Source organism: Thalassolituus sp. LLYu03, from assembly GCF_050507655.1.
Taxonomy (GTDB): Bacteria; Pseudomonadota; Gammaproteobacteria; order Pseudomonadales; family Oceanobacteraceae; genus Venatoribacter.
Genome location: NZ_CP191496.1, coordinates 3,111,051 through 3,134,979, shown reverse-complemented (window position 1 = coordinate 3,134,979; position 23,929 = coordinate 3,111,051). Strand labels below are relative to the sequence as shown.

Sequence of the window (23,929 nt, the reverse complement as noted above, 5' to 3'; positions counted from 1 at the left end):
ATATGTTTGATTACGAAAAAATTGAACCGGCGATCCCTGGTAACCATGTTGATGGCTGGCAGAAAATACGTAAGAAACAATGGCAGTATGTGAAAAAGAGTCTGGGTGCCTTGAATGTGAAGCCGGGTGAGGCGCAACACATAAAGAAAGCCCTTTATCTGTTGGAAGTACCTGAATTCCCGAATAATCAGGAGCACTCCTGGCTACCTGACGAAAAAACTCATCCGGGCAATTGGTTACCAGCGCCTATATTGGGCTTCTTCTTATGTTCAGATCAAAGCGAACACGCCTGGAAGGAAATATGGGACACATACGCCCAGCGTGGTACTGACTTTGACTTCTACCGCGATCGATTCTTCCAGTACGTCCCTCATGGCTATGGCCCGGACGAAAACAATCAGGACCCATTCGGAACCTTTGGTGGATTAGAACAGCGCATGCTGCCGTATTTGATTCAGAGCGAAGTCTATACGGATGACATGTTCCAGATGGGACGGTTTGAATATCGTAAAGTGCCGTGGAAGTCGGCACACTATACATTCGCACATATATTCAGTCATATCTCGCGTGCAGTGGATAAGGACTATTTCATCTCACCTTTCACTCATGCCCAGTGGTTGCACGGCCTATATGTATCTTGTTTTAGTTTTGATCTTGAGCAAGATCCTGAATTTGATGAAGAGAGTCTTTATCTGTATTGCCAGCGACTGATGAATGTAATGAGCAGCAATGCCGATGAGACGTTCCACCCCAACCACCTCAAAGCCGCCCGCCTGCTGATTACCATCCTCGAAGACGAAGGCACGCCTCAGTGGCTGCGTAAAATCTGGGCCGATGTGCGTGATGGCAAGGTCTCTGTCTGACAATGTCAGTCATCGACTACTGCCTGGTGCTGTTTCAGGCCGAGTTTAACAGCTCCGCCAAGCGAGACCGCGCTGCCCGCTATCTGGCCGAAGATACCCGGCCAGATTGGGGCGATAATTGCCTTGATGACTGTTCCGATGAAGAGGAAGTCATCTTCGAAGCCGTCGATGACTGTGTGTTTCCCTTAACCCCGAAAACCATCAGCAACACAAGCCTGCGCTGGGTATGCGATGGCGGTGAATATGACGCCGACATCCCCAACGACTGGCCAGAACGCCTTAAGGCCATGAGCGGCACCACGGTTATCTGTGTTAGCGCAGGCGGCGAAATTAACTGGCAGGTGATGCAGTATGATTGTTCAGCGCCCGAGGCCATTACAAAAACCGTCTATGTCACCCGCTTTTACGACGACCGCGAACGCGACCAGCCCATCGAAGATTTTGAACGCCAGTTCACCACGCCAGAGTGGGAGGTCGCTATGTTTGAGTGTGATGAAAAGTATCTTTTAAAAAAGGCCGATGAGCAGATGGAGCGCTGGTTGGCGGTGTTGGTTTTAGCTGGAGTAGACAAACAGTAATTAAATGGACACCCACTTTAGTAACTACATGACGACCCGGATGTTCTTCAGTAGCAAAACGCAAAATAACGACGGCACTCACTGCGGCGGTCTGACCATAAACAGCGCACAGCCGGTGATGGCCATCAGCACCAGTCCGACGGCGGTAACCTGATTGCTTTCGGCCATATGGCCGCCGCCAATGGTGGAGGCCAGCAGCAACAGACCGGCGCCCAGCGCAGACAATACACCGAGTATTCGACCCGTCCAGAAAACCCCCGCCTGCCAGCGCGGCAGGTAGCTCCCGATCAGCAGATAAACACCCGCCAGTAGTGCGCCAGCCGGCCATAAACTGATGCCAAAGGTGCTGAGGCCAAACAGGCTCAGGGCAATGGTGATCAGCGCCAGCAGCAGGGTCAGAACAAAGGCCATGATGTCGCTCCATTTTCACTCGCTATCGCTGCACCATAGCGGAAATCGTTAATAAAATCGTCCGGGGCGTAAAGCTTGTGTAAGGCCGGGCGAAATGGCGGGTTATTCAGGTTATCCGGCTGGTCAGGTCATTGAGCTGCCCGGTGTGGCTGGTCACAATCCGCTGGTCCTGTTTATTCCCGAAGCTTCCGATGCCTGCAGACATTCCGTTTGGCGTAACCCGCCGCCGCTTATTACAGAACGCGCTGGCACTGAGCGTCGTCGCTGGTTTATCGTCCGCGGCGCGCGCGTTGTCCCGCGCTGACAGCCCTGACTTGCTGCTCGGCGGCGGGCGTTATCAGAAGCGCGATGGCAGCACCGGTTTTGTGATCAGCCGCGTTGATCCCCTGCGTCATTTAATTGAGCGCACAGAAGCGGATTTTTTTCCGCACGGGTTTGCCTTTGCGCCCGGCTCCAGCAGCCGGGTGTATGTGTTTGAAAAAATCGGCTCAGGTGCGGGGCTGTTTGATCTGAATGAGCAGCGTTGTCTGCACGCCATTGCGCCGGTTAACGGGCGGCGTTTTTATGGCCACGGGGCTTGTAGTAGTGATAACCGTTATTTGTTTTCTACCGAAACCTCGGCCGACGGGCAGGGCGCGATCGGCGTGCGTGATCCGCAGACGCTGGATTATTTAGGCGACTTTCCAAGTTACGGTATGAACCCGCACGAATGCCGCTTGCTGGATAACGACCGTGTATTAATGGTCACAAACGGCGGCGGCAATCAGGCCAGTGGTGAGCCGGGTTCTGTGTGTCTGATTGACGTACACACGCAGGCGCTGCTGCATAAAGCACTTATGCCGGACGAGCACTTTAATACCGGCCATTTTCTGCCGTTGACTGAGGATTCGGCGGTGGTGGTGTCGGCGCCCAGACTGGGGCTGGATAAACACCAGTGCGGCGCCGTCAGCCAGTTTCAGTCAGGAAAACTGATGCCGGTATCGCCGCAGTCGGTCATTGCCGCCGACATTCCGGGCGAGGCGCTGAGCATTGCACGGGTGGCGGCGCACAATTTAATTATTGTTACCCATCCGACGCCGGGGCTGCTGAGTTTCTGGTCGGCGTCGGACTTTGCCTTTCGCGGTCAGCTGTCGCTGCACAATGCGCGCGGTGTGGCGGTGTCGGCGGATGAATCTCGGGTGTGGGTCAGCTGCGGCGACCGCGCGGATATCCGTGCGTTAAATCCGGCGACGCTTACGCTGGATGAGACTGTTCATGTACCGGCGTCGTACATTACCGGTTCGCATTTGCTGAATCTGGCGCTCATTTAAGCCGTTGCTTATACACAACAACGCCTGTGCACGGATGTAAATGCCGCGCCGAACGTTGTGCGATTGATGAAGTGTAATTGACTATGTGAATGGAAGACGTGAATTAGCGCAGGCGGTTCAGTGCTGCTTTTCACGATAACGCGGCAGCACCAGATTCCAGCGCACGGCCAGTAAGCGCACCATGGCGATCAGAATACCGGCCGCCACGGTTGCCGCCACCGGGTCGGTTTTCTGGTGAAATAAAATAATAAATAAAACGGAACCAGCCCAGCTGGCCGTGGCGTATAACGGCCCCTGAAATACCAGAGGTTCCTGATTCAGCAGAATATCGCGCAAAATGCCGCCGGCCACGCCGGTAATAACGCCCATAAAACTGGCGACCAGCCAGTCGTTGCCCAGCACCAGTGCGGCGTGAGTGCCGGCAACCGTATAAAGCCCGAGGGCGATGGCATCCGGCACCACAAACCAGCGGCTCGACAATTTAATCCAGCGTGCCAGATAAAAGGTCAGAATGGCGCCCAGCCAGGTGAACACCAGATAGCTGGAGTCTTTTACCCAGAATACCGGGCGGTCGAGAATCACATCGCGCAGCGTACCGCCGCCCAGCGCCGCACAGAAGGCGATGATCATCACCCCGAACAGATCAAACTGCTTCCCACGGGCGTCCAGCACGCCGGCGGCGGCCGATAAAATCGACGCCAGCATGGTGGACCAGTAGAGAATTTCTGCGGGGTTAACGTGCATCGCCTGTGTCCGTCTTACTGATGGGCGTAACGGTTTTTCAGATAACCGAATACCGCGCGCATGCCCATGGCTTCACCACCCACAGGACGGCCGGGCAGCTTACGGCGGTTCCACGCCATTACGTCGAAATGCACCCACGGGGTGTTGTCGACGAAATGTTCCAGATACAGCGCCGCCGTAATGGCACCGCCGAACGGGCTTGGCACGCTGTTCACCAGATCGGCGATGTCGCTTTTCAGTGAGTCGCGGTAGGCGGCGTGCAAGGGCAGGTGCCATACCGGGTCGGAGACGCGCTGGCCGGTCTGCATCAGGTCTGAGGCCAGTTGCATCTGGTTAGTGAACATACCCGGCAGTTCGGTACCCAGCGCCACGCGGCAGGCGCCGGTTAAGGTGGCGTAGTCGATCACCAGTTCCGGCTGTTCGCTGACGGCTTCGGTGATGGCGTCGCACAGCACCAGACGGCCTTCGGCGTCGGTATTGTCGATTTCGACTGTGCTGCCTTTGCGGGTGTTAATCACATCGCCCGGGCGGAAGGCATTGCCGGCCACGGCGTTTTCGACCGCCGGAATCAGCAGACGCAGACGCACGGGTAACTGGCTGGCCATGATCAGGTAGGCGAGGCCCACGGTGTGAGCCGCGCCGCCCATGTCTTTCTTCATTAAGCGCATGGCGTCGGCCGGTTTCATGTCCATGCCGCCGCTGTCGAAGCACACGCCTTTGCCCACCAGAGTGACTTTCGGGTGCTGTTCATCGCCCCAGCGCAGGTCGAGCAGGCGCGGTGCGTGCACACTGGCGCGGCCGACGGCGTGAATCATGGGGTAGTTGGCGCCGATCAGGTCGTCGCCGACGATCTGGCTGAAATCGGCGGAAAATTCTTTCGCCATGGCTTCAACAACCTCTGCCATGTGCTCGGGCATCATGTCGGCGGCCGGGGTGTTGATCAGGTCGCGTACGCGTTTGGTGGCTTCAACCAGCTGGCTGGCGATGCCGAGTGCGTCTTTGTCGGCTAACAGCAGGCGGGCCTGTTGTTTACCCGGTTTGGTGTAGCGCTCGAAACGGTACGCGCCCACGCCCCAGGCGAAGGCGACGCTGATCAGCAGGTCGGTGTCGGCGATGTTTTCAATCACGTAGTCGCCCACCGGCAGCTGATTGGCCAGCTCACCGCAGGCAAACATATCGTCGAGGGATTCGCACACGAACAGAGCTTTGTTCAGAGAGCCGTCGCTGGCGGGCAGCAGGGCAACGCCTTTGCCGCTGTAGCCGGTGGCGGAAATCCAGTTGCGGATTAATTCAGGCTGCCCTTCCAGCCAATGGCTGAATTCGGCCGCTTCCAGAATGGTCAGTGGGGTACCCTGATGACCCGCGGATAACACAGATGACATACAGACTCCTGATGCTCAGATGGAAATGACAGTATAGAGAATAACGGCGGGCGAAAATATGAAGCTTGCCCGGATTGCGCATTGTCTTTCCCTGCGGGCAACAGCGTGTATTGCACAACGGAGGGCGCGCCGGCCATTTGTGGCTTCTGACTTTCACGACTCGTTATGGCGGTTGGCCAGAGGTCGGATGGCGCGGTTTATGGCTATGTCTATAGTGCTAAAAAAGGCGCTGTACTGTCGGCTCGCTGAAAGTACCCTTCTCTGAAGAAAACCTTCCTGGAAGCAACAGCGTCCTGAAATCAAAAAACGGAATCACAACACGCAGGTGACGTATGCGGACAACCCTCACTCTGGCGCTTCTGGCGATGAGCACGGCGCCTTCTGTTCAGGCTGGCGATAACTATCTGGGCTACAGCGTACGCAGCCTGACCTTTACGGAATCGGTGGATGAAACCGATGCCATTGTGTACGAAGACGCGCCGTTTCAGGCGATCGACTTTACCCTGTCGCTCGGCGACAACGCCTTTATCGGCGCCGCCCTCGATCTTGATCAGGAACAGGAGCGCAGCCGTCAGTTGCTGGTGAAGTTCGGCTATGGCGACTGGGGCGCAGTGGTCGAATCGGGCACGGTGGCCGGGCATTTTCAGAACGAAAGTGGCCTCGACTTTCAGCCGCCGTCGGGCAAGTTTGAATACGATTACGAGGGCTTCAAGCTCTACAGCCGCGACGGCTGGAATTCCAAAACCGGTTTTTCGTACGCCCACTGGACTCAGCCCAGCCTGATTGAAGTGAATCTGGGCCTCAGTGATTCCTACGGTTACGACATGAGCTGGATTGATCCGGAAGTGGAGTACACCTTCTACGCCTGGTTTATGACCAACAATCTGATGGAGCGGCTGACCAGAGGCGCCGAGCACGAGCACGGTCTGAATTTCGAGTCTCAGGTCGAGCTGGGCTATATGACGGTTGAACCCAGCGGTGCAAATGTCAGCGCTGCCAATAATCGGGTCGACGGCACCATTAAATCGGAATCGGCCGAAGGCTTTGCGACCCGTTCAACCTTTAACGTCGGCTTTTACGGCGGTGCTGTGTTGTCCGACAGTTCGGGTTTTGCCTGGGCGCTGGGCTACGAGGCGTCGCTGATCGGTATTGTGCTCGGTGGCCGTTCGTCGGCGGATGAGAATTACGTGACCACGCCTAATCAGTTTGTGATTGCGCACGGGCCGTATGTGAAGTTGATGGGACGGTTCTGATTAACACCGGGTATTGAGTGGAAAGCGCCCCGTCATTGGGGCCGCACATTCATTAACGCCATATTCAGGTATTAATGAATTTCCGGTTTGGCGGAGATTTTCCAGAAAAGCTTCGCTGTTTTACCGGGTATATCCTTTGCTTTTCCGGGGACCTTCTCCCCGGCCCCCTGCTTTGTGCTCACAGGCCTTTTCCCGCTATAAACAATACGGCTGTCGCGGTAGCGCGTAAGAGCTGTTCCCGACAGCCTTACACTCGCCCTGCATCCCTGCAGGGGCGTACCTGAGCCGTTGTTGTTTATAACGGCGGCCTGTAGGCACGAATACGCTTTTCAATGTCAGTCCGTGCACACGTTGAAAAGCGAGTTTGTATCCTCGTACCCGGAAGACTTGCCAGCGAAGGGCTTCAGCGCACCAGCTCGTACACGCACATATTCACCGCCGTGGCGAGATTGAGTGATTCAATCGCGCCGCAACCTTGGATGCTGTACGGCTCGGCATTTAACGCCTGTAATTGTTCGCGCGGCACGCCACGGGCTTCGTTGCCGAACACAAAACAGCGGTGCTGTTTCAGGCTGGCGTCGCTTAAGGCGGCGCCGGCCATATCGAGGCTGGCGATACTGCCGAAGCGCGGCTTCAGGCTGTTGATGGCCACGTCCTGTTCGATCTGCACATGAAAAACCGCGCCCATACTGGCCCGCACCACTTTCGGGTTGTACGGGTCGACGCTGCCCGGGCTTAACAGGCAGCGGAAACCACCGAACCAGCCGAGGGTGCGCAAAATAGTGCCCAGATTGCCCGGGTCCTGTACTTCGTGCAGATAAATCGCGCGCTCATGCAATGCTGGTTTGGTGGCTGGAAGCTCGGGAGCAAAGGGAACGACCGCGATAATACCCTGCGGGCTTTTGGTGTCCGACATGGCCGCCATGGCTTTTTGCCCGACTATGGTGGTGCGCAGATTCAGCGTCAGGTTTTTTTCTACCCAGTCGCTGTAGTCTTCGGTAATAAATAACCACGACTCTTTCAGATAGGTCTGAGTGGCGGCGGCTTTCTGTAATTCGAGAATTAAATGCTCGCCTTCCACCAGATACTGACGCGCCTGTTCGCGGTATTTTTTCTGCAGCAGTTTTTTAACGTCATCGGCTTTCATGGCCATTAACCCCGGTCCGCGCGGAATTGCGCCAGCATATCCTGCGCCACGGCTTCGGCGACTTTAATGCCGTCGACACCGGCCGACAGAATGCCACCGGCGTAACCGGCGCCTTCACCGGCCGGGTACAGACCTGCGGTGTTCAGGCTTTGCAGGGTTTCACGGTCGCGGGTGATGCGTACCGGTGATGAGGTGCGGGTTTCGATGCCGGTTAAAATAGCGTCGTCACGGTCGAAACCGCGGATCTGTTTACCGAACGCCGGCAGGGCTTCCTGAATGGCTTCGATGGCGTATTTCGGCAGCGACTGATGCAGGTCGCCGAGTTTTACGCCCGGCTTGTAAGACGGCTCAACGTCACCGAATTCGGTGGACGGTACGCCACGGATAAAATCGCCCACCAACTGGCCCGGTGCGCAGTAATCGCGGCCGCCCAGTTCAAAGGCTTTTTCTTCCAGTTTTTCCTGCAGTTCGATACCGGCCAATACGTCGCCCGGGAAATCTTTTTCCGGCTCAATACCCACCACAATGGCGGCGTTGGCGTTGCGCTCGTTGCGCGAATATTGCGACATGCCGTTGGTCACCACGCGGCCTTCTTCTGACGTTGCGGCCACCACAGTACCGCCCGGACACATACAGAAGGAATACACAGGGCGGCCGTTTTTGGCGTGGAAGGTCAGCTTGTAATCGGCAGCGCCCAGTTCCGGGTGACCGGCGTATTTACCCAGACGCGCTTTGTCGATCAGGGATTGCGGATGCTCAACGCGGAAACCGATGGCGAACGGCTTGGCTTCAACAAATACGCCCTGACGGTGCAGGGTGCGGAAGGTGTCACGCGAGCTGTGACCCAGCGCCAGCACCACATGACGGCTCATGATTGTTTCGCCGTTTTCCAGCACCACGCCTTCGGTCTGACCGTTATTAATAATGAAATCGCTGACTTTGCTCTGGAAGCGTACTTCGCCGCCTAAGGCTTTGATTTCTTCACGCATGGCGGCTACGACGCCAGTCAGACGGAAAGTACCGATGTGCGGTTTGCTGACGTACATAATTTCTTCCGGCGCGCCGGCTTTCACGAATTCGGCCATCACTTTGCGGCCGTAGAATTTCGGGTCTTTGATCTGGCTGTAGAGTTTGCCGTCGGAGAACAGACCGGCGCCGCCTTCACCAAACTGCACGTTGGATTCCGGCGTCAGTTGTTTTTTACGCCACAGCGCCCAGGTGTCTTTGGTGCGCTCGCGTACTTCTTTGCCGCGTTCCAGCACAATCGGACGGTAACCGGCCTGGGCCAGAATCAGCGCGGCGAATAAACCACAGGGACCAAAACCGATAATCACCGGGCGTTCGGTTAATTCCGCCGGAGCGGATTCCACCGGGTAGTAATGGGTGTCGGGTGAGGGAATCACGTGCGGGTCGGTGCTGAAGCGGGCGAGGAGCTTGTCTTCGCCTTTAACATCCAGATCGACGATGTAGATAAATTTGATCTCGCTGTTCTTTTTGCGCGCGTCGTAGCTGCGCTTGAACACCTGCACGTTAAGCAGGTCGCTGTCTTTGATGTTCAGACGGTCGAGGATGGCGGCGCGCAGGGCGTCCGGCGCATGGTCGAGAGGCAGGGCGAGTTCATTAATGCGGATCATGACGGTTACCTGGCCGGTAGCTTTCCGGCATCGTGGGTGTCTGGCGGATGCGGAGGGCGTACGTTATAAGCCCCGATTCGCTCAGCAACCCGTGTGGTTTAAAACCGGCATTTTAGCCTTTTCTGCAGGTTCCGTCTGCGTCAGGCGGCGGTCAGCTGCGCTGACTTTCGGTTACCGTCGAAGCGGCCACGCATTTCCAGCGTGATCAGGGTCAGCAGCTCAAAGTAGGCCAGGCTGTGACGCGGATAGCTCATCGGGTTGGCGGCGGGGTTCACCACAGCCTGAGGCGTGTTTGGGTTGTTCACCGGTTGTCGGTCTTCTGCGGAGGATTCGGCGTGCATAAGTCGGTCTCGTCCTGAGTGTGGTGTTCCATTGTGCGGCCGCTACCTGAACGCGGGCTGAATTCAGTTCTTGTTCAGGAAAAATCCGGTATTCTGCCGCCATCCTGACAGGCGGAGTGCCGGGTGAGTCGTTTCCAATACTGTGTTGTTATCCTGCTGACGGTGATCGTCTGGCCTGCACTGGCCGACGAGGCTGACGCACGCGCGCACGCCGACGACCAGAACCGGGTGCAGCGCGAAGGCAACAGCGAGTGGGTGGAAGAAACGCTGGTGCCGCGCACCGAATGGGTTGAACGCCTGATGACCCCCTTCAACCGCTGGGTTGAAAAACGCATTCAGGGCGACGGCCGCGAGCGCCGCAGTGCGCCCGGTCCGGCCGCCGATTTCTCCGCTGGTCAGCCGCCGGCCAACGCCATCAGTCCGCAGGAAGCGGTCCGTCTGGCGCAGTTGCTGCTCACCGGGCAGGTGCTGCTGGTGCGCTATTACCCCGAACCGATTCCTCTCTATGCCGTGCGCATTCTCGGGCGCAAAGGCAATGTCGCGAATTTTTATATCAATGCCATAGATGGCACGCTGGTCGATGCGCCGGCGGCAGCAGCTGAAGGTGAGCGTCCATGAAAATTCTTCTGGTGGAAGACGAACAGGCGCTGCGGCGCCAGCTGGCCGACGGCCTGACCGCGGCGGGTTTCCGCTGCGACGAAGCCGCCGATGGCATGGAAGGGTATTTCCAGGCGATGGAGTATCCCTACGACCTGGCCATCATCGATCTGGGTCTGCCGAAAATCGACGGCATTGAACTGATCCGCCGTCTGCGCACCGATGGCTGTCAGTACCCCTTGCTGATTCTGACCGCCCGCGGCGGCTGGAAATCCCGTGTTGAAGGGCTTGAAGCGGGTGCCGACGACTATCTGGAAAAACCCTTTCATATGGAAGAACTGCAGGCGCGGGTGCGGGCGTTATTGCGCCGCATGACCGGCCATTCGGCGCGCATCAGTGCCGGCCCGCTGGTGCTGGATACCCAGAGTCAGACGGTGTCGTTGCAGGGACAGGCGATGGACCTGACCGCGTTTGAATTCAAGATTCTCGATTACCTGATGCGTCACGCCAACGAAGTGATTTCCAAGTCGACGCTCACCGATTATCTGTATGCGCAGGATTTCGACCGCGACAGCAATGTGATTGAAGTGCTGATGGGCCGGCTGCGCAAAAAACTGGCGGTGGCCGATGGCTTCTGCCCGATTCAGACCCTGCGTGGCCGCGGCTATCAGTTTGTGATGGATTAGCATGCTCAACTCGCTGCGTACCCGGATTGTTATTTTCACTGCACTGCTGCTGACCATCATGATGTCGGCGGTGGGGCTGTGGCTGTATCAATCCTTTTACGCGGCACAGAGTGAGAGCATGAAAGAACGCCTGCGGCTGCACAGTTTTTCGATTCTGGCGCTGGCGGATGTGCGCGACGGACAATTTTCGCTGCCGGATTATCTGCCTGAAGGGCGTTTTAACGAATCGGATTCCGGCCTGTATGCACGCGTGCTCGACGGCAATCTGGCGATCGTCTGGGAGTCGCGCTCGGCGGAACATTTTCCACCGTTTGAGGCGGTGGCGGTTAAGCCCGGCGACTGGCAGTACCGTCTTGCCAGCCGCGGCGAGCATCCGTATATGCTGGCGCGTTTCGGCGTCAGCTTCGGTGAACGCGCCGACGACCGGTTTACGCTGACGGTGGTCGAAGATTTTCTGCCGCTGCAACGGCAGTTGCGCCGCTACGCCGACGGCCTGATGCTGGCGCTGGGTACGTTTGGCGTCTTGTTGTTGCTGATGCAGTTGTTAGTATTGCGCTGGGGGCTGGCACCGCTGCGTTCGGTCGCGGAAAAGCTGCAGCGTTTGAAGCATGGCGAAGAAGGCGATTTATCGGGCAATTATCCGCAGGAATTACGCCCGCTGACGTCGAACCTGAATCAGCTGCTGCAGAATGAACAGGCGCAGCGTGAACGCTACCGCAACAGTCTGGCGGATTTATCGCACAGTCTGAAAACACCACTGGCGGTTATTACCGGGCTGGTGGCGCAGGAGGCGTTAACGGCGGCCGACAAAGACGAGCTGAATAAACAGGTGGCGCTGATGAGCAGCCGCATCCGCTTCCAGTTACAGCGGGCGGTGAATCAGGCCGGGGCGCTGAGTATTCACAGTGTGCCGGTCAAACCCATGCTCGCGTCACTGCGTGCCGCGCTGCTGAAAGTGTACGCTGAGCGGGCGGTGGATATTCAGCTCAGTGTGGGTGAGCAGGTATTCACCGGCGACGAAAATGACCTGATGGAAATCGCCGGTAATTTACTGGATAACGCCTGCAAGTATGGCCGTGGTCAGGTGCGGGTTTTGTGTGGCGAACGGCCGGCGTCCGGTGGCGGCTGGTATTTGCAGGTCGATGATAATGGTCCGGGCATTGCGCCGGGTGAGCGTGAGCGGATTTTGCAACGGGGTGTGCGGCTGGATACAGTGGCCGCAGGCCAGGGGCTGGGTTTGTCGCTGGTGGCGGATTTATTACACCAGTATCAGGCGCAGCTGAGTATTGGCGAGTCGGCTCTCGGAGGAGCCAGTTTCCGTGTCGAATTTGCCGGACGCAGTCAGGGAATTTAATGCGTATGACATTCAGAAAAATAAGCGGCGGCACAGCGCGCGACTGGCTGGCACTGATGCTGCCGGCCTTCCTGCTGCTGAGCGCCTGCTCCAGCGTGACCATTCGCCCTTACGGTGGCGAAAAGGACACAGCGCAGCCGGATTATCAGGTCAGCAAACCCTTTTACTGGTTTGGTCTGAGCGGTGAGCATGAAGTGAATACCAGCCTCATTTGCGGGCAGCGGCGCGTGATGCAGATGCAGGCCGTGACCACACTGGCCGACTGGCTGCAGGGGCTGGTGACGCTGGGCATTTATTCGCCGCGTACTGCCAAGGTGTGGTGCGAAACTCAGCCCGTGATGCTGATGCCTTTGACGCAGAAAGATGAGATTCCGGAGAGCACGCCACAGGAAAGCACGCAACAGGAAAGCACGGCACCGGAAAGCACGGCACCGGAAAACGCGGCGCTGCACAGTGCACCGGCAGATGGAGGTGCGCATGAGTAACTCAGGTTGCAAACAAAGGCCTGTGGCGCAGACGCTGGCGCTTATGTGTGTGCCAGTACTGCTGCTCGGCGGCTGCAGCACCATTCATTTTACCCACGACCTGCCGGCCAACCGCGAGGTCGCCAATACCTTGCCGTCGCGCTGGCACGACACCGCTATGGACGGCATGATTGAAATCAGCCCGCCGCTGAATCTGTATCAGGAGTGTCTGGGGAAACCGTGGCAGAAAGTCACGGTGGAATACACCTTTAATAACGGTCTGGTGACCAGTATTGCCGGCGTCGCCGCCGAAAGTGTGATACCACTGTTTTACTGGATTAATCCCTACATGCCGTGGACGGTAGAAACCACCTGCGCGCAATAAGCGCGCTGGTGGAGGCTTTTCCGGGTTACTCTGCGTCACAGGTGTTTTCAGGATGACACTGGAATCGCCGGTGAATGGTTAACATTGTCCGCTCCGGCTGCCACTTCTTTTTACGCCTGTCGGGGTTATCCCGCCGGTAAATGCCAGATTCTCTGCTGTTTGCGCTATTTGATGTAATTAACATTAAAAGCGAATATCCAGTCGCATTTCGTATATTCCAAATAAGCCATTGCGAAACGCGCATAAGCCGTTAATATCGCGCCCGCCCTTTTGCCCGGATTCATGGTTGCCGGACCATAATATTAATAAATAACTAACGTCCGGTTGCGGCATTTTCCGGTGTTTGTGCTGGTGTCTGCGTGGGCTTTTGTGGGGCTTTTTTAGGGATTGGCTCAGGCGTTGTGCGGCTTCGCTTGGCGGGGATATGGGTAAAAGTGCAGTTATTAACAGGTCTAACGGAAGAGAGATAGAATGAAAAGCATTTTCACCATGGGTCTTGCCGGTATTATGTTAACGGGTCTGACCGGCTGTAACGACGATAATAATAAATCCGATAATAATGATGCGGTGCTGCGCGATATTATCAGTGCACAGAATCTGACGGCAGACGCCAGCGCTGGTCGCGATATTCCTTCCATTAAATCGGCCAAAGCCCAGCTGGGTATGCAGTTATTTTTTACCACCGCACTGGGTGGTGATCAGGATTCAGCGTGTGTGAGTTGCCATCATCCGGCGCTGGGCGGTGGCGATGATTTATCGCTGCCAATCGGCGTTGGTGCCGATGCACCGGAGCTGCTGGGCCCGGGTCGTACGCACTCTGACAGTGTTGTGCCGACAGTGCCGCGCAATGCACCGACCACCTTTAATATTGCGCTTTGGGATCAGGTGCTGTTTCACGACGGCCGCGTTGAATCGCTGAGCAAAATTCCGGGTAAAAATGGCAGCGCCGGCGGCATACGCACGCCCGACTCGCCATTTGGCAGCGCGGATGCGCAGGCGGGCAATAATCTGGTGGTGGCGCAGGCCCGCTTCCCGGTGACGTCGGCGGCCGAAATGCGTGGCACTGCATTTGAAAGCGGCAACAGCAACACCGCTGTACGTGATCACCTGTCACAACGACTGGCCGGGCTGGTGGCTGAACTGTCAACACCGGATGCCGACAGCAGCGGCACCAACGACTGGCAGGAACAGTTTGAAGCGGTTTATAAAGCCGAGGCCGACGTCGGTAATCTGATTACTTACGCCCGCATCGCCGATGCCATTGCGGCGTACGAAAACAGCCAGGTGTTTGTCGCCACGCCCTGGGCCGATTATGTGGCCGGTGATGACGACGCACTGACGCAAACGCAAAAAGAGGGTGCCCGCCTGTTCTTTACCACTCAGGCTGACGGCGGTGCCGGTTGCAGCAGTTGCCACGGTGGCGATTTCTTTACCGACGAGAAATTCTACAACATCGCCATGATCCAGTTTGGTGAGGGTAAAGGCGACGGCGCCGATGGCGACGACGATTTCGGTCGTTACCGCGAAACCAAAGAGCTGGCTGACCAATACGCATTCCGCACGCCAACACTGCTGAACGTGGCAGTGACCGGCCCGTACGGTCACACCGGTGCTTACGACACGCTGGAAGGTGTGATCCGTCATCATCTGAACGCCTCCGATGCGGTGGATGATTTCTTTGCGACCAGCGTCACCTGGTGTCAGTCGGTCGCGCAGCTGAGCTCTGTGAGTGACTGCGATGCCCTGTACCCGAATGCTGAAAGCAATACCCGTGCGGCGCTGAGCAAACTGGCTGACGATCAGGAAAGTGGTTTGTCAGAACTGCTGGATACTGATTTGAGCGACAGCGAAGTGGCCGCGCTGGTGAGCTTTATGCAGGCGCTGACCGATCCGTGTGTGACCGATGCCAGCTGTCTGGCGCAATGGATTCCGGATGAAAGTGCCGGCGGTGCTGGTGGCCAGCAGCTGAATGCGGTGGACGAGAACAGTCAGCCGCTGACCAGCAATTAAGCGAACGCGCTTTCAGTAAAATAAAAACCCGCTACGGCGGGTTTTTTACTGGCAGGCGTTCAGCAATATCGGCGCTTTCTGAAAAGCGCGGCCGTCAGCCCGCATTGTTGCGGATTGGCAGACTCATTGTCCGCGGCGTTGTTTTTCTCATGTGCCGTTATTCATAAATTCGCCTGACCAGCGTATGCTGGCGCCGCTTCATTCTCAGGACGAGTATTTTATGAAACGGACGTTGCTGCCTGTTGTTTTATTCTGCTTATTCTCCCTGCCTCTGCACGCGCAGGATGCTGCCAGTTTTTCAGTTTTTTCACTGCTGACCCACGCGCCGGAGTTTGAACGTCTGTACACCGAAGGCGAAGAACCCGTGTGGTACAGCAGCATTGAAAACGACGCCCTGACCGGCAGAAACATCACCGACGAGTATTACACCAACGCCATGCGCGTGAGTAAGCTCTACCACCTGAAACCCGGTTTTCTCTACGATAATTTCCGTCTGTACGGATTTTCCTGTGCGGAATCCGGCGACGATTGCGAACTGCCGATGGGGCGTTCCACCAACCGCGATCTGAAACTGGTGAGTTACGGTTACACCATGGGCCATCAGATGTACACGCCGTACGAAGACGCCGGGCGCGGTCATGTGGATACCTTTGGTTATGAGCACCTGAGCAACGCCGAATATTACGATCGCCCGTTTGCCGCCTGGGCTTTTTTCGGCCGCGATCTGGTGATCAGCGGGCTGGAAGGGTATCAGCAGCACGAGTTTTCTCTGGGCGTGGTGGGGCCGCTGGCGCAGGGGCGCTGGATGCAGGAAAACGCGCACCAGTATCCGTTTACCGGGCCGTATCCGATTGACGGCTGGGAGTCACAGGTCGACGACCGGGCAGCGCTGCAATATTCGGGAAAATTCGCCACGCACATGTGGCAGCAGCCGCTGCTGTTCGGTGATTCGCGCATCAGCCGCTTTTCGCTGGTTGAAGCCGGCACCATTATTAACCGTCTGGGTTACGGCATGGAGGCGGCCATCAGCTGGCCGGCCATGACGCAGTGTGAACGCTATTCTGCGGCCGAAATGGTGAATTTATCCTTTACCGCGAAAGACATGGTCACCGCCCGTCTGCAATTGCTCGACGCCAGCACCCAGCTGAAAAAATACCGCGACGGAAATCACTACATTCCCAATAAAGCGTATTTACGTGTTGCCGGTTTGATTGAAGCCATTGACCATGCACTGGCCGAAGGGCGCGACGAAGCCACGCTGATGGGATTAATGGATAAAGTGTCGCGCAGTGTGCAGGACCTGAACGCCGGGCTGCGCGATGCGGTGTTGAAAAGCTGCCGCCACAACAGCGTGTACACGCGTTTCAGTGCCGATACGGCGGTGCATTATGTGATTTCCAATTATCTGCTCGAAGGCGGTATTCAGGTGCCGTCCGGTGCGAACCCGGACAGTGACAATGCTGTAATGCGTGAGGGTGGAGTGCTTGAGGTAACGCGCAAACCGGTGATTTTCTCGGCGTCGTTCGGCGTGCGTGTCGGCTACGCCGACAGTTTTGCGCTGGATGTGCGTTATAAATACCGCAGTGAAGAAACCAAAGAGCAGGTTGAACCACACGGCTGGGCCGAGCTGGCACTGGAGGTGAAAAATTCGTGGGGGGCGTATGTGATTCCGGCCATTCTGATTTTGTCGGCGGCCCACAATCAGGAAAACTGGCCGGACTGAGCCGGCCGCATCACCGTGCTTTTGGTGGTTGCATCAGAACTGATAACCCACGTTCAGATACAGCTCTTCCTGTTTGCGGCTGTCGTCGAGCGGATTGGCCCAGCCAATCCGCACCGGCAGCAACATCTGATAACCAAGAACCACTTCGGTGGTGAGTTCCACACCGACGCTGGACAGATAATCGGCATCCTCACCTTTGTCCCAGGCCGCGCCTTTTTCGGCGAACAGCGTGGCGTACAGGTTGCCCAGGCCAAACGGTGATAACCCCAGATTGCGTTCCACACTGAACAGCGGCTGGCGCAATTCGAGGCTGCTGACCTGAATGCGGGTACCTGTCTGGGCGCTGCTTTCGTAGCCGCGTAATCCCCAATGGGTCCGGCCGAATAATGGCGCCATTAACGCGCTGTCGCTGCCACCTAATTCGAAACGGTCGGGCTCATCGGTGCCATACGCACCGCTGACGTGGGCGGCCAGCACGGAATTACCCGGCAGGTCGATAAAATGACTCAGGCTGGCGCTGATAACATCGCCGCTGTAATCGCTGCTCAGCACATCGTTGGTTTCCCAGATCAGATTCGCCTGAGTGCCCCAGCTCGGACTGATGGATTTTGCCCAGGCTTCACGGTTGTCGAAATCGAGGCGCACGCCCACCAGGCTTTTCTGCGTGTTGTCGGCTGCGTTCTGATCGCCTCCGGCCTGAATCTGGCGGTCGTCGTCACGATGCACACCCAGCGTCATATCCAGCGTATTTTCAAACTGGCTGAACAGATGGCGGCGGTCAATTTCGATAATGCTGTGCCGGCGGATACCCGGTTCCGTCTGCGCGGGGTCGGAATAATACTCGTGGCTGCGCAGCAGATTGACCTCCCAGCGCGAGTCGAAGCTGTAGCTCAATGCCAGTTCGGTCTGCTGATTGGTGGTGTCGTAGGCCAGCATCAGATCGTACAAATGACGCCCCAGTGCATCGCCACCGCTGATCTGTGCACCGAGCGTGTTGCGCTCGCTCGAGCGTGCCCACACCGGCATCCAGCTGGTCGGCGCCAGACTGTTCAGCGGCGAATAATTGTCCGCGCCGGAATGGCCGGCCAGTGTCTGATAATGGTTGGTGTAGTCGTAGCGACCGGCCATGCTGGTCAGGGCAAAGTGGTTGTCGGTGCCTGTGTTGTCGAGCTCCACATGGCGGTAACCGTCGGCGTTGTACGACTGAGCGTACAGGCGGCCCTGCATTTCCAGCGGTTGCAGCAGGGCACCGTCGACGTGGCTCAGCTGGCGGACGTCGAGGCTGTTCAGGTCGAGGCGGTACAGATTAAACACCGCAATGTTTTCCGGCTCATGGCGATAATCGGCGCTGAACAGAATGCTCTGATCGTCGGCGCTGAAACGCGGGCTGGTTTCCATGGCGCGGGTGGCTGTCAGAGGCAGCCATTCCAGATGGGAGGCGCTGCCCAGCGGCAGCCGTTCCAGATTCCAGCCGGCACCGGCGCGCTTGAGGCTGGCGACCAGTTGCTTGCCGTCGTGAGACACCGAAAAGTCGCCCAGCACGTCGTCCAGAGTGCCTTGCCACAGCGTGCGGACCCGTTCGCCGGTGGCGGTCAGCAGGTCGAGCTGGCTGATGCCGCCGTCAATTTTTTTCGCCACCAATTGCTTGCCGGATGCAGTCGGCAGCCAGCGCACGTTGCGGTAGCGTTCGCCCTGGGTCAGGCGTTGTTCGCGGCCGTCCCGGAGCAGGAACAGGTCGCTGTACAAGCGGCCGGAAACATCGTTGATGGTGCGGGTGTAGACGATGTCGCCGTCAGCGCTGATATCCAGATCGGACATACCGGTCAGGCTCAGCAGCTCAGTTTCATCACCCGTGCGCGGGTCTTTTTTCATCAGCGCCCGGCGGTCTTCGCCGTTGTTGCGCAGGTAATACAGGTACTGACCGTCCGTGGCGCTGGCGGTGATGCCGGCGGCGGGGTCGGACAGGCTGAGCATGGCGGTCAGGGGTTGCTGCTGCAGCTCGGTGATTTCCGGTGTGAAGCGCGCGTACAGCCACTGGCGGAAGTCGTTCCACAAGGCGCTGTGACTTTTGCCGAAGGTCATGCGCGCGTATCTGTCCTGCAGAAAGTAGGGGATGAGGGTGCCCGAATAACGGCGCAGATACAGACGGATTTTATCTTCGCCCTGGGTTTCGGCCAGAAACTTCCAGTAGTAGTAGCCATACAGGTACTGCTTGCCGAGCGGGTAGTCGCGCAGCGGCGCGGTGATCTCGGCCAGATCGTCGATACCGTGCATCACTTCCATCCGCATCATGGCGTCGTACAGCGTGCTGCCGCCGCGGCCAACACCGGCGTGCAGATCGGTTTCTGTGTACACCGCCAGGCCTTCGATCATAAAGCCCGGTGTGTAAGCGTGGGGAAAGGTCCACGGATTGCGGCCGAAAACGTTGCGGATGGCGGCGGGCAGGCCACGCACCATGTCGCCATGAATCACGTGAGTCAGTTCGTGGGTGATCAGCAGATGCAGCCAGTCGTCGTACTGCTCCAGCGTGCTGTTGCCGTCCGGCGGGCTTAAAAAGACGCGGATCTGGTTGAAGGGCAGCGGATGCGCCCAGCCGTTAGAGAAATCGTGATCGTCGGTCAGCACTATGTGCACCCGGTCTTCCGGTGTCCAGCCAAGGCGCACGGTCAGTTGCGCCCAGGCCTGCTCGGCGATGGTGGCGGCGCGCTCGGCCTGAGCCTGATGCTCGGCCTTATAGTGCAGATGGAAGTGGGCGCTGTCGAAGCTCAGCCAGTGTTCGCCCGGTTGCTCCCAGGCAACCGCCAGCGGCGCTTCGGCCTGGGCCGTCGCGGGCATCAGCAGGCCGGTGCCGACAATAGCGCTCAGGGCGGCGGCCAGCAGGGTGCTGTGCAGCAGGTTGCGTAGTGGGTTGCGTGGCTGGGTGCGCAGGCGCTTGGCTGGCGAATGTTCAGTGTGCATGGTGATCATGTCCGTGTGCATAAGGGGCTCCTCAGTCTGGCGCCATTGTCGGCGCGGCGGACTTAACCCCTTGTTAATGAAAGCCGTACATCTGATTCAGTTGTCATTCAGGGACGGCGGAACAGCCGGATTGGTTGAATATTGAACCGCCGGAAGGGTTCTGGTAGACTCCGCGCTCCTTTTTCTCCGTAGTTTGGCTGCAGGCGCTGTTTACACCCTGCAGTGAAAAACGGTCTCCTTGCCTTACCGGATGGGCCGGAAGGCTATAACCCACAAGGAGCTGACAATGCGTCACTACGAAATCGTGTTCCTGGTTCACCCGGATCAGAGCGAACAAGTTCCAGCGATGGTAGAGCGTTACACCAACGCTATCGAAACCGCTAACGGTAAAATCCACCGCTTCGAAGACTGGGGCCGCCGTCACCTGGCTTACCCAATCAACGACGTGCACAAAGCCCACTACATCCTGATGAACGTTGAATGTACTCAGGAAGTTCTGGACGAACTGACCACCAACTTCCGTTACAACGACGCTGTTCTGCGTAACCTGGTGATCCGTCGTGACGAAGCTGTGACCGAAGTGTCTCCGATCAAAGCAGCTGAAAGCCGCGAAGATCGTCGTCGTGCAGAACGCGCTGAACGCGCTGAAGCCGAAGAAGCTGACGATCAAGATGATGCAGAAGATGATTCTGCAGAAGACAACGCTGAATAAGAGAGGACACAGTCATGGCACGTTTTTTCCGTCGTCGTAAGTTCTGCCGTTTCACCGCCGAGAACGTGAAAGAGATCGACTACAAAGATCTGGACACACTGAAAGGCTACATCACTGAAACCGGCAAGATCGTACCAAGCCGTATCACTGGTACCCGTGCTAAGTATCAGCGTCAGCTGTCTACAGCAATCAAGCGCGCGCGCTACATTGCTTTGCTGCCGTACACTGATCAGCACGACAACTAAGTTTTTCGTTTCAGGCTGTCTGCGTTGATGCAGCGGCGTTAAAAATGCCCGCGGAATGCTCATGTATAACTTATACACTCCGCTTCCTTGGGCATTTTTGCCTTGCTTCATCGGCCTCGACGACGCCTGATTCTGACGGACTGAGTTAAAAAATATGAACGCACTGGCGCAATGGGCAATGCGCGGTCGCAAACAGGCAACTGTTGCGGCGGCACTCTGTCTGGCTATTCCCCTGTTGTTCTGGTTAGGAGCAGCAGTTCAGGCTCTGGCGATATTGCGTCATGGTGTTCGTGAAGGAGGACGGGTAGTTCTCTGGTCAATGCTCCCGGCAATTGCCTGGGCTGCGGCCGGTGATCCGACTCCGCTTCTGATTGCTCTGGGCACCAGCGCCCTTGCAATCAGTCTGCGTCAGACGATCCGTCTAGATTGGACGGTGATGCTGGCAGCAGGTCTTGGGATCATCGCTTATCTGATATTGCCCCTGCTGTTGTCCGAGGTTCTGCCTCTGGTGGAGGAAAGCAGTCAGAACGTGATCGCCGAAGCGCTGAAAGATGAGCCGGAACTTCTGGCGGGTCTGACGCCTCTGGTGGCACCGATGATCAGTGGAGTCCTTGCGGCTCTGCACGTGCTGGTCACAATTTTGTGTCTGTTACTGGGACGCTACTGGCAAGCCAAACTGTTTAACCCCGGCGGCTTCGGCACCGAATTTAAACAACTGCGTTTGCCCCTGGCTTACAGTCTGCCGGCTTTGCTGGTCAGTCTGGCAGCCGGACAGCTTGAGCCTGCGCTGGCAGGAGTGACACCGGTGTTTACCGTGCCGCTCGTCATTGCTGGTCTGGCCTTGTTCCATGGTCTGCTGACTCAGTCAAAGGCCAGTCCGGGATGGACAGTGCTGATTTACGTCGCGCTGTTTGTGTTCGGGCCTTACATGTACACATTACTAATTTTCGTAGCGCTGCTGGACAGTCTGTTGAACATCCGCGCGCGACTAAAAGACACGGCAGGCGATGCATAGCCGCCCTGTAATGAGGAATGAATCATGCAAATTATTCTGTTAGAAAAAGTTGAAAACCTGGGTGCTCTGGGCGCTACCGTAAACGTAAAGCCTGGTTATGCCCGTAACTTCCTGTTCCCACAGGGCAAAGCTGTTCCGGCTACCAAAGCCAACGTAGAACAGTTCGAAGCCCGTCGTGCAGAACTGGAAGCTCAGGCTGCTGCTAAGCTGGCTGACGCTCAGTCACGCGCTGCCAAGATCGAAGAGATCGAAGTTTCTGTTGCTGTTAAAGCCGGTGACGAAGGCAAACTGTTCGGTTCCCTGGGCAACCGCGACATCGCTGACCTGATCTCTCAGGCTGGCGTTGAAGTTGCCAAGTCCGAAGTTCGTCTGCCGGAAGGTCCAATCCGTAACGTAGGTGAGTACGAAGTTGCTATCCACCTGCACCCGGAAGTTGAAGCTGTTCTGAAACTGCACGTTGTTGCAGAGTAATTGCCAGAGCAAGCGCTTCTGACCGCCTGCTAACTGGCAGGCACGAGCAGATTAAGGCACTATTAGCGACCCGCTGATAGTGCCTTTTTCGTTTTGGGAAGTTACTCATAGCAGATTAAGGTCTTTTCAGCAGACCCGCTGATAGTGCCTTTTTCGTTTATAAACAGATCAGGCGTTATCAGGGCTCACCGACGAATGGGCTTTTTCTTTTGCCGGACACCGTATGACTGACGAATACGAAAGCGAACAACCCCAGACCAGCCTGCGCACACCGCCGCATTCGGTTGAAGCCGAACAATCCGTTCTTGGCTCCCTGATGCTGGATGAACGTGCCTGGGAAGCTGTGTCTGAGCTGCTGCAGGACGGCGATTTCTACCGTCACGATCACCGTCTGGTATTCCGCGCCATCAAGCATCTGGTCGATCAGGAACAGCCGGTCGATGTGGTCACCGTGGCCGAAGAGCTGGAAGAACGCGCGCAGCTGGAAAAAGCCGGCGGTGCCGCCTATTTAAGCCGTCTGGTGGACATGACACCGTCCATCGACAACTGCGCTGCCTACGCCACCATTGTGCGCGAACGTTCGCAGCAACGCGCCCTGATTGAAGCGGCCTCCGAAATTATGGAGCGCGCCTACGAAACCGAAGGCGAAAGCTCATTAACCCTGATTTCCGACGCCGAAAAAGCCATTGCCCAGATTGCCGAAGGTAACCGTCAGGACGGTGGCCCGCAGCTGGTGGCGCCGATTCTGAAAAATACCCTCGACCAGCTGGATGCCATGTTCAACCAGCCGGACGGCCTGACCGGTTTAACCACCGGCTTTAACGAAATCGACAACCGCACCTCGGGCTGGCAGAAGGCCGACCTGGTGATTGTCGCGGCGCGTCCGTCCATGGGTAAAACCACCTACGCCATGAACCTGGTAGAAAATGCCCTGCTGGCCACCAAGCGCCCGTGTCTGGTGTTCAGTATGGAGATGCCATCGGAATCCATCGTGATGCGTATGCTGTCGTCCATCGGCAAAATCGACCAGACCCGTATCCGTTCCGGTAAATTAATCGACGAAGACTGGCCAAAGCTTTCGGCTGCGGTGAATTTATTAAAAGACCTGCCGCTGTACATCGACGATACCGCTGCTTTAACGCCGCAGGAAATGCGTGCCCGTGCGCGTAAGGTCTACCGCGAAAACAACAACGATCTGGCGGTGATCATGGTCGACTACCTGCAGCTGATGCGGGTGTCTGGCAAGAGCGAAGGCCGTACCCAGGAAATTTCTGAAATTTCGCGCTCGCTGAAGGCCATCGCCAAAGAATTTAACTGTCCGATGATTGCCCTGTCGCAGCTGAACCGCTCGCTGGAACAACGTCCGAACAAACGCCCGGTGAACTCCGACCTGCGTGAATCCGGCGCCATCGAGCAGGACGCGGATATTATTCAGTTTATTTACCGCGACGAAGTCTACAACGAAGACTCGCCGGACAAAGGCATTGCCGAAATCATTACCGGTAAACACCGTAACGGTCCGATTGGTATCGACCGTCTGGCGTTTATCGGTAAATTCACCCGCTTTGAAAATCTGGCGCACGGCTACGACAGCCGTGACGACGAGTATTAATTAGCTTCTGCGCCTGGCTGCGGCGTCTGCTCTG

At 57.0% G+C, this 23,929-nt stretch carries 23 protein-coding genes; 16 read left to right on the top strand and 7 right to left on the bottom strand.

Going from position 1 to position 23,929, the window contains the following annotated elements:
- The first annotated feature begins 2 nt into the window (after window positions 1-2).
- The gene (locus ACQUQU_RS14140) at window positions 3-863 is read left to right on the top strand and encodes a hypothetical protein (RefSeq protein ID WP_430460349.1); all 861 of its coding nucleotides are present in this window, start codon (window positions 3-5) and stop codon (window positions 861-863) included.
- 2 nt (window positions 864-865) lie between these two features.
- Window positions 866-1,441, top strand: a complete 576-nt coding sequence (locus ACQUQU_RS14135) for a hypothetical protein (protein ID WP_430460348.1) — start codon at window positions 866-868, stop codon at window positions 1,439-1,441.
- 78 nt (window positions 1,442-1,519) lie between these two features.
- On the opposite strand, the gene ACQUQU_RS14130 is transcribed toward ACQUQU_RS14135, so the two are convergent.
- Window positions 1,520-1,852 carry a hypothetical protein gene (locus ACQUQU_RS14130; protein ID WP_430460347.1) on the bottom strand — a complete coding sequence of 111 codons (333 nt, stop codon included), beginning with the start codon at window positions 1,850-1,852 and terminating at the stop codon, window positions 1,520-1,522.
- Between the two features lie 191 nt (window positions 1,853-2,043).
- Between ACQUQU_RS14130 and ACQUQU_RS14125 the strand changes: the two genes are divergently transcribed.
- Window positions 2,044-3,162, top strand: coding sequence for a DUF1513 domain-containing protein (locus ACQUQU_RS14125; RefSeq protein WP_430460346.1), 1,119 nt, complete (start codon window positions 2,044-2,046; stop codon window positions 3,160-3,162).
- A 117-nt stretch (window positions 3,163-3,279) separates the two neighbouring features.
- Here ACQUQU_RS14125 and ACQUQU_RS14120 read toward each other — a convergent pair whose 3' ends face one another.
- The gene (locus ACQUQU_RS14120; protein ID WP_430460345.1) at window positions 3,280-3,906 is read right to left on the bottom strand and encodes a trimeric intracellular cation channel family protein; all 627 of its coding nucleotides are present in this window, start codon (window positions 3,904-3,906) and stop codon (window positions 3,280-3,282) included.
- 14 nt (window positions 3,907-3,920) lie between these two features.
- A complete protein-coding gene (locus ACQUQU_RS14115) occupies window positions 3,921-5,288 on the bottom strand; it encodes a leucyl aminopeptidase family protein (protein WP_430460344.1) in 1,368 nt (455 codons plus the stop codon).
- A gap of 332 nt (window positions 5,289-5,620) precedes the next feature.
- Between ACQUQU_RS14115 and ACQUQU_RS14110 the strand changes: the two genes are divergently transcribed.
- Complete coding sequence (locus ACQUQU_RS14110; RefSeq protein ID WP_430460343.1) at window positions 5,621-6,541, top strand: hypothetical protein; 921 nt, start codon at window positions 5,621-5,623, stop codon at window positions 6,539-6,541.
- A 403-nt stretch (window positions 6,542-6,944) separates the two neighbouring features.
- Here ACQUQU_RS14110 and ACQUQU_RS14105 read toward each other — a convergent pair whose 3' ends face one another.
- The 3 genes from ACQUQU_RS14105 to ACQUQU_RS14095 all read right to left on the bottom strand — a co-directional run bounded on the left by ACQUQU_RS14105 (window position 6,945) and on the right by ACQUQU_RS14095 (window position 9,663).
- Complete coding sequence (locus tag ACQUQU_RS14105; RefSeq protein ID WP_430460342.1) at window positions 6,945-7,694, bottom strand: TrmH family RNA methyltransferase; 750 nt, start codon at window positions 7,692-7,694, stop codon at window positions 6,945-6,947.
- A complete protein-coding gene (locus ACQUQU_RS14100; RefSeq protein WP_430460341.1) occupies window positions 7,694-9,322 on the bottom strand; it encodes an NAD(P)/FAD-dependent oxidoreductase in 1,629 nt (542 codons plus the stop codon). Before ACQUQU_RS14100 ends, ACQUQU_RS14105 begins: the two co-directional genes overlap by 1 nt.
- A 140-nt stretch (window positions 9,323-9,462) precedes the next feature.
- Window positions 9,463-9,663, bottom strand: a complete 201-nt coding sequence (locus ACQUQU_RS14095) for a hypothetical protein (RefSeq protein WP_430460340.1) — start codon at window positions 9,661-9,663, stop codon at window positions 9,463-9,465.
- Window positions 9,664-9,786: 123 nt separating this feature from the next.
- Between ACQUQU_RS14095 and ACQUQU_RS14090 the strand changes: the two genes are divergently transcribed.
- The 7 genes from ACQUQU_RS14090 to ACQUQU_RS14060 all read left to right on the top strand — a co-directional run bounded on the left by ACQUQU_RS14090 (window position 9,787) and on the right by ACQUQU_RS14060 (window position 16,882).
- Window positions 9,787-10,281: a hypothetical protein gene (locus tag ACQUQU_RS14090; RefSeq protein ID WP_430460339.1), complete on the top strand. Its 495-nt coding sequence runs from the start codon at window positions 9,787-9,789 to the stop codon at window positions 10,279-10,281.
- The gene (locus ACQUQU_RS14085; RefSeq protein WP_430460338.1) at window positions 10,278-10,946 is read left to right on the top strand and encodes a response regulator transcription factor; all 669 of its coding nucleotides are present in this window, start codon (window positions 10,278-10,280) and stop codon (window positions 10,944-10,946) included. The genes ACQUQU_RS14090 and ACQUQU_RS14085 overlap by 4 nt, the downstream gene beginning before the upstream one ends.
- A 1-nt stretch (window position 10,947) precedes the next feature.
- Window positions 10,948-12,300: an ATP-binding protein gene (locus ACQUQU_RS14080; RefSeq protein ID WP_430460337.1), complete on the top strand. Its 1,353-nt coding sequence runs from the start codon at window positions 10,948-10,950 to the stop codon at window positions 12,298-12,300.
- Window positions 12,301-12,305: 5 nt separating this feature from the next.
- On the top strand, window positions 12,306-12,785 hold the full coding sequence (locus ACQUQU_RS14075; RefSeq protein WP_430460336.1) for a Bor family protein: 480 nt from the start codon (window positions 12,306-12,308) through the stop codon (window positions 12,783-12,785).
- Complete coding sequence (locus tag ACQUQU_RS14070; RefSeq protein WP_430460335.1) at window positions 12,778-13,149, top strand: hypothetical protein; 372 nt, start codon at window positions 12,778-12,780, stop codon at window positions 13,147-13,149. Before ACQUQU_RS14075 ends, ACQUQU_RS14070 begins: the two co-directional genes overlap by 8 nt.
- Window positions 13,150-13,620: 471 nt before the next feature.
- Window positions 13,621-15,159, top strand: a complete 1,539-nt coding sequence (locus ACQUQU_RS14065; RefSeq protein ID WP_430460334.1) for a cytochrome-c peroxidase — start codon at window positions 13,621-13,623, stop codon at window positions 15,157-15,159.
- A 220-nt stretch (window positions 15,160-15,379) separates the two neighbouring features.
- On the top strand, window positions 15,380-16,882 hold the full coding sequence (locus tag ACQUQU_RS14060; protein WP_430460333.1) for a lipid A-modifier LpxR family protein: 1,503 nt from the start codon (window positions 15,380-15,382) through the stop codon (window positions 16,880-16,882).
- 33 nt (window positions 16,883-16,915) lie between these two features.
- Here ACQUQU_RS14060 and ACQUQU_RS14055 read toward each other — a convergent pair whose 3' ends face one another.
- Window positions 16,916-19,861, bottom strand: a complete 2,946-nt coding sequence (locus tag ACQUQU_RS14055; protein ID WP_430460332.1) for a hypothetical protein — start codon at window positions 19,859-19,861, stop codon at window positions 16,916-16,918.
- Between the two features lie 265 nt (window positions 19,862-20,126).
- Between ACQUQU_RS14055 and rpsF the strand changes: the two genes are divergently transcribed.
- The 5 genes from rpsF (at window position 20,127) to dnaB (ending at window position 23,895) form a co-directional block, all read left to right on the top strand.
- Window positions 20,127-20,552 (top strand): 30S ribosomal protein S6, encoded by a 426-nt coding sequence (rpsF, locus tag ACQUQU_RS14050; RefSeq protein ID WP_430460331.1) that lies wholly within the window; start codon window positions 20,127-20,129, stop codon window positions 20,550-20,552.
- 14 nt (window positions 20,553-20,566) lie between these two features.
- A complete protein-coding gene (gene rpsR, locus ACQUQU_RS14045) occupies window positions 20,567-20,797 on the top strand; it encodes a 30S ribosomal protein S18 (RefSeq protein ID WP_228345153.1) in 231 nt (76 codons plus the stop codon).
- Between the two features lie 154 nt (window positions 20,798-20,951).
- The gene (locus ACQUQU_RS14040) at window positions 20,952-21,812 is read left to right on the top strand and encodes a hypothetical protein (RefSeq protein WP_430460330.1); all 861 of its coding nucleotides are present in this window, start codon (window positions 20,952-20,954) and stop codon (window positions 21,810-21,812) included.
- Window positions 21,813-21,836: 24 nt separating this feature from the next.
- Window positions 21,837-22,283: a 50S ribosomal protein L9 gene (rplI, locus tag ACQUQU_RS14035; RefSeq protein ID WP_430460329.1), complete on the top strand. Its 447-nt coding sequence runs from the start codon at window positions 21,837-21,839 to the stop codon at window positions 22,281-22,283.
- A 223-nt stretch (window positions 22,284-22,506) separates the two neighbouring features.
- The gene (dnaB, locus tag ACQUQU_RS14030; protein WP_430460328.1) at window positions 22,507-23,895 is read left to right on the top strand and encodes a replicative DNA helicase; all 1,389 of its coding nucleotides are present in this window, start codon (window positions 22,507-22,509) and stop codon (window positions 23,893-23,895) included.
- The last annotated feature ends 34 nt before the right edge of the window (window positions 23,896-23,929 follow it).

Excerpts from the sequence above, each read along its gene's own strand:
- ACQUQU_RS14115 (WP_430460344.1), bottom strand. The coding sequence starts at position 5,288 with ATGTCATCTGTGTTATCCGCGGGTCATCAGGGTACCCCACTGACCATT.
- ACQUQU_RS14060 (WP_430460333.1), top strand. The coding sequence starts at position 15,380 with ATGAAACGGACGTTGCTGCCTGTTGTTTTATTCTGCTTATTCTCCCTG.
- ACQUQU_RS14040 (WP_430460330.1), top strand. The coding sequence starts at position 20,952 with ATGAACGCACTGGCGCAATGGGCAATGCGCGGTCGCAAACAGGCAACT.
- rpsR (WP_228345153.1), top strand. The coding sequence starts at position 20,567 with ATGGCACGTTTTTTCCGTCGTCGTAAGTTCTGCCGTTTCACCGCCGAG.
- dnaB (WP_430460328.1), top strand. The coding sequence starts at position 22,507 with ATGACTGACGAATACGAAAGCGAACAACCCCAGACCAGCCTGCGCACA.
- ACQUQU_RS14110 (WP_430460343.1), top strand. The coding sequence starts at position 5,621 with ATGCGGACAACCCTCACTCTGGCGCTTCTGGCGATGAGCACGGCGCCT.
- ACQUQU_RS14105 (WP_430460342.1), bottom strand. The coding sequence starts at position 7,694 with ATGGCCATGAAAGCCGATGACGTTAAAAAACTGCTGCAGAAAAAATAC.
- ACQUQU_RS14135 (WP_430460348.1), top strand. The coding sequence starts at position 866 with ATGTCAGTCATCGACTACTGCCTGGTGCTGTTTCAGGCCGAGTTTAAC.
- ACQUQU_RS14080 (WP_430460337.1), top strand. The coding sequence starts at position 10,948 with ATGCTCAACTCGCTGCGTACCCGGATTGTTATTTTCACTGCACTGCTG.
- ACQUQU_RS14070 (WP_430460335.1), top strand. The coding sequence starts at position 12,778 with ATGAGTAACTCAGGTTGCAAACAAAGGCCTGTGGCGCAGACGCTGGCG.
- ACQUQU_RS14120 (WP_430460345.1), bottom strand. The coding sequence starts at position 3,906 with ATGCACGTTAACCCCGCAGAAATTCTCTACTGGTCCACCATGCTGGCG.
- ACQUQU_RS14140 (WP_430460349.1), top strand. The coding sequence starts at position 3 with ATGTTTGATTACGAAAAAATTGAACCGGCGATCCCTGGTAACCATGTT.
- ACQUQU_RS14085 (WP_430460338.1), top strand. The coding sequence starts at position 10,278 with ATGAAAATTCTTCTGGTGGAAGACGAACAGGCGCTGCGGCGCCAGCTG.
- ACQUQU_RS14125 (WP_430460346.1), top strand. The coding sequence starts at position 2,044 with ATGCCTGCAGACATTCCGTTTGGCGTAACCCGCCGCCGCTTATTACAG.
- ACQUQU_RS14130 (WP_430460347.1), bottom strand. The coding sequence starts at position 1,852 with ATGGCCTTTGTTCTGACCCTGCTGCTGGCGCTGATCACCATTGCCCTG.
- ACQUQU_RS14100 (WP_430460341.1), bottom strand. The coding sequence starts at position 9,322 with ATGATCCGCATTAATGAACTCGCCCTGCCTCTCGACCATGCGCCGGAC.
- rpsF (WP_430460331.1), top strand. The coding sequence starts at position 20,127 with ATGCGTCACTACGAAATCGTGTTCCTGGTTCACCCGGATCAGAGCGAA.
- ACQUQU_RS14075 (WP_430460336.1), top strand. The coding sequence starts at position 12,306 with ATGACATTCAGAAAAATAAGCGGCGGCACAGCGCGCGACTGGCTGGCA.
- ACQUQU_RS14055 (WP_430460332.1), bottom strand. The coding sequence starts at position 19,861 with ATGCACACGGACATGATCACCATGCACACTGAACATTCGCCAGCCAAG.
- ACQUQU_RS14065 (WP_430460334.1), top strand. The coding sequence starts at position 13,621 with ATGAAAAGCATTTTCACCATGGGTCTTGCCGGTATTATGTTAACGGGT.
- rplI (WP_430460329.1), top strand. The coding sequence starts at position 21,837 with ATGCAAATTATTCTGTTAGAAAAAGTTGAAAACCTGGGTGCTCTGGGC.
- ACQUQU_RS14095 (WP_430460340.1), bottom strand. The coding sequence starts at position 9,663 with ATGCACGCCGAATCCTCCGCAGAAGACCGACAACCGGTGAACAACCCA.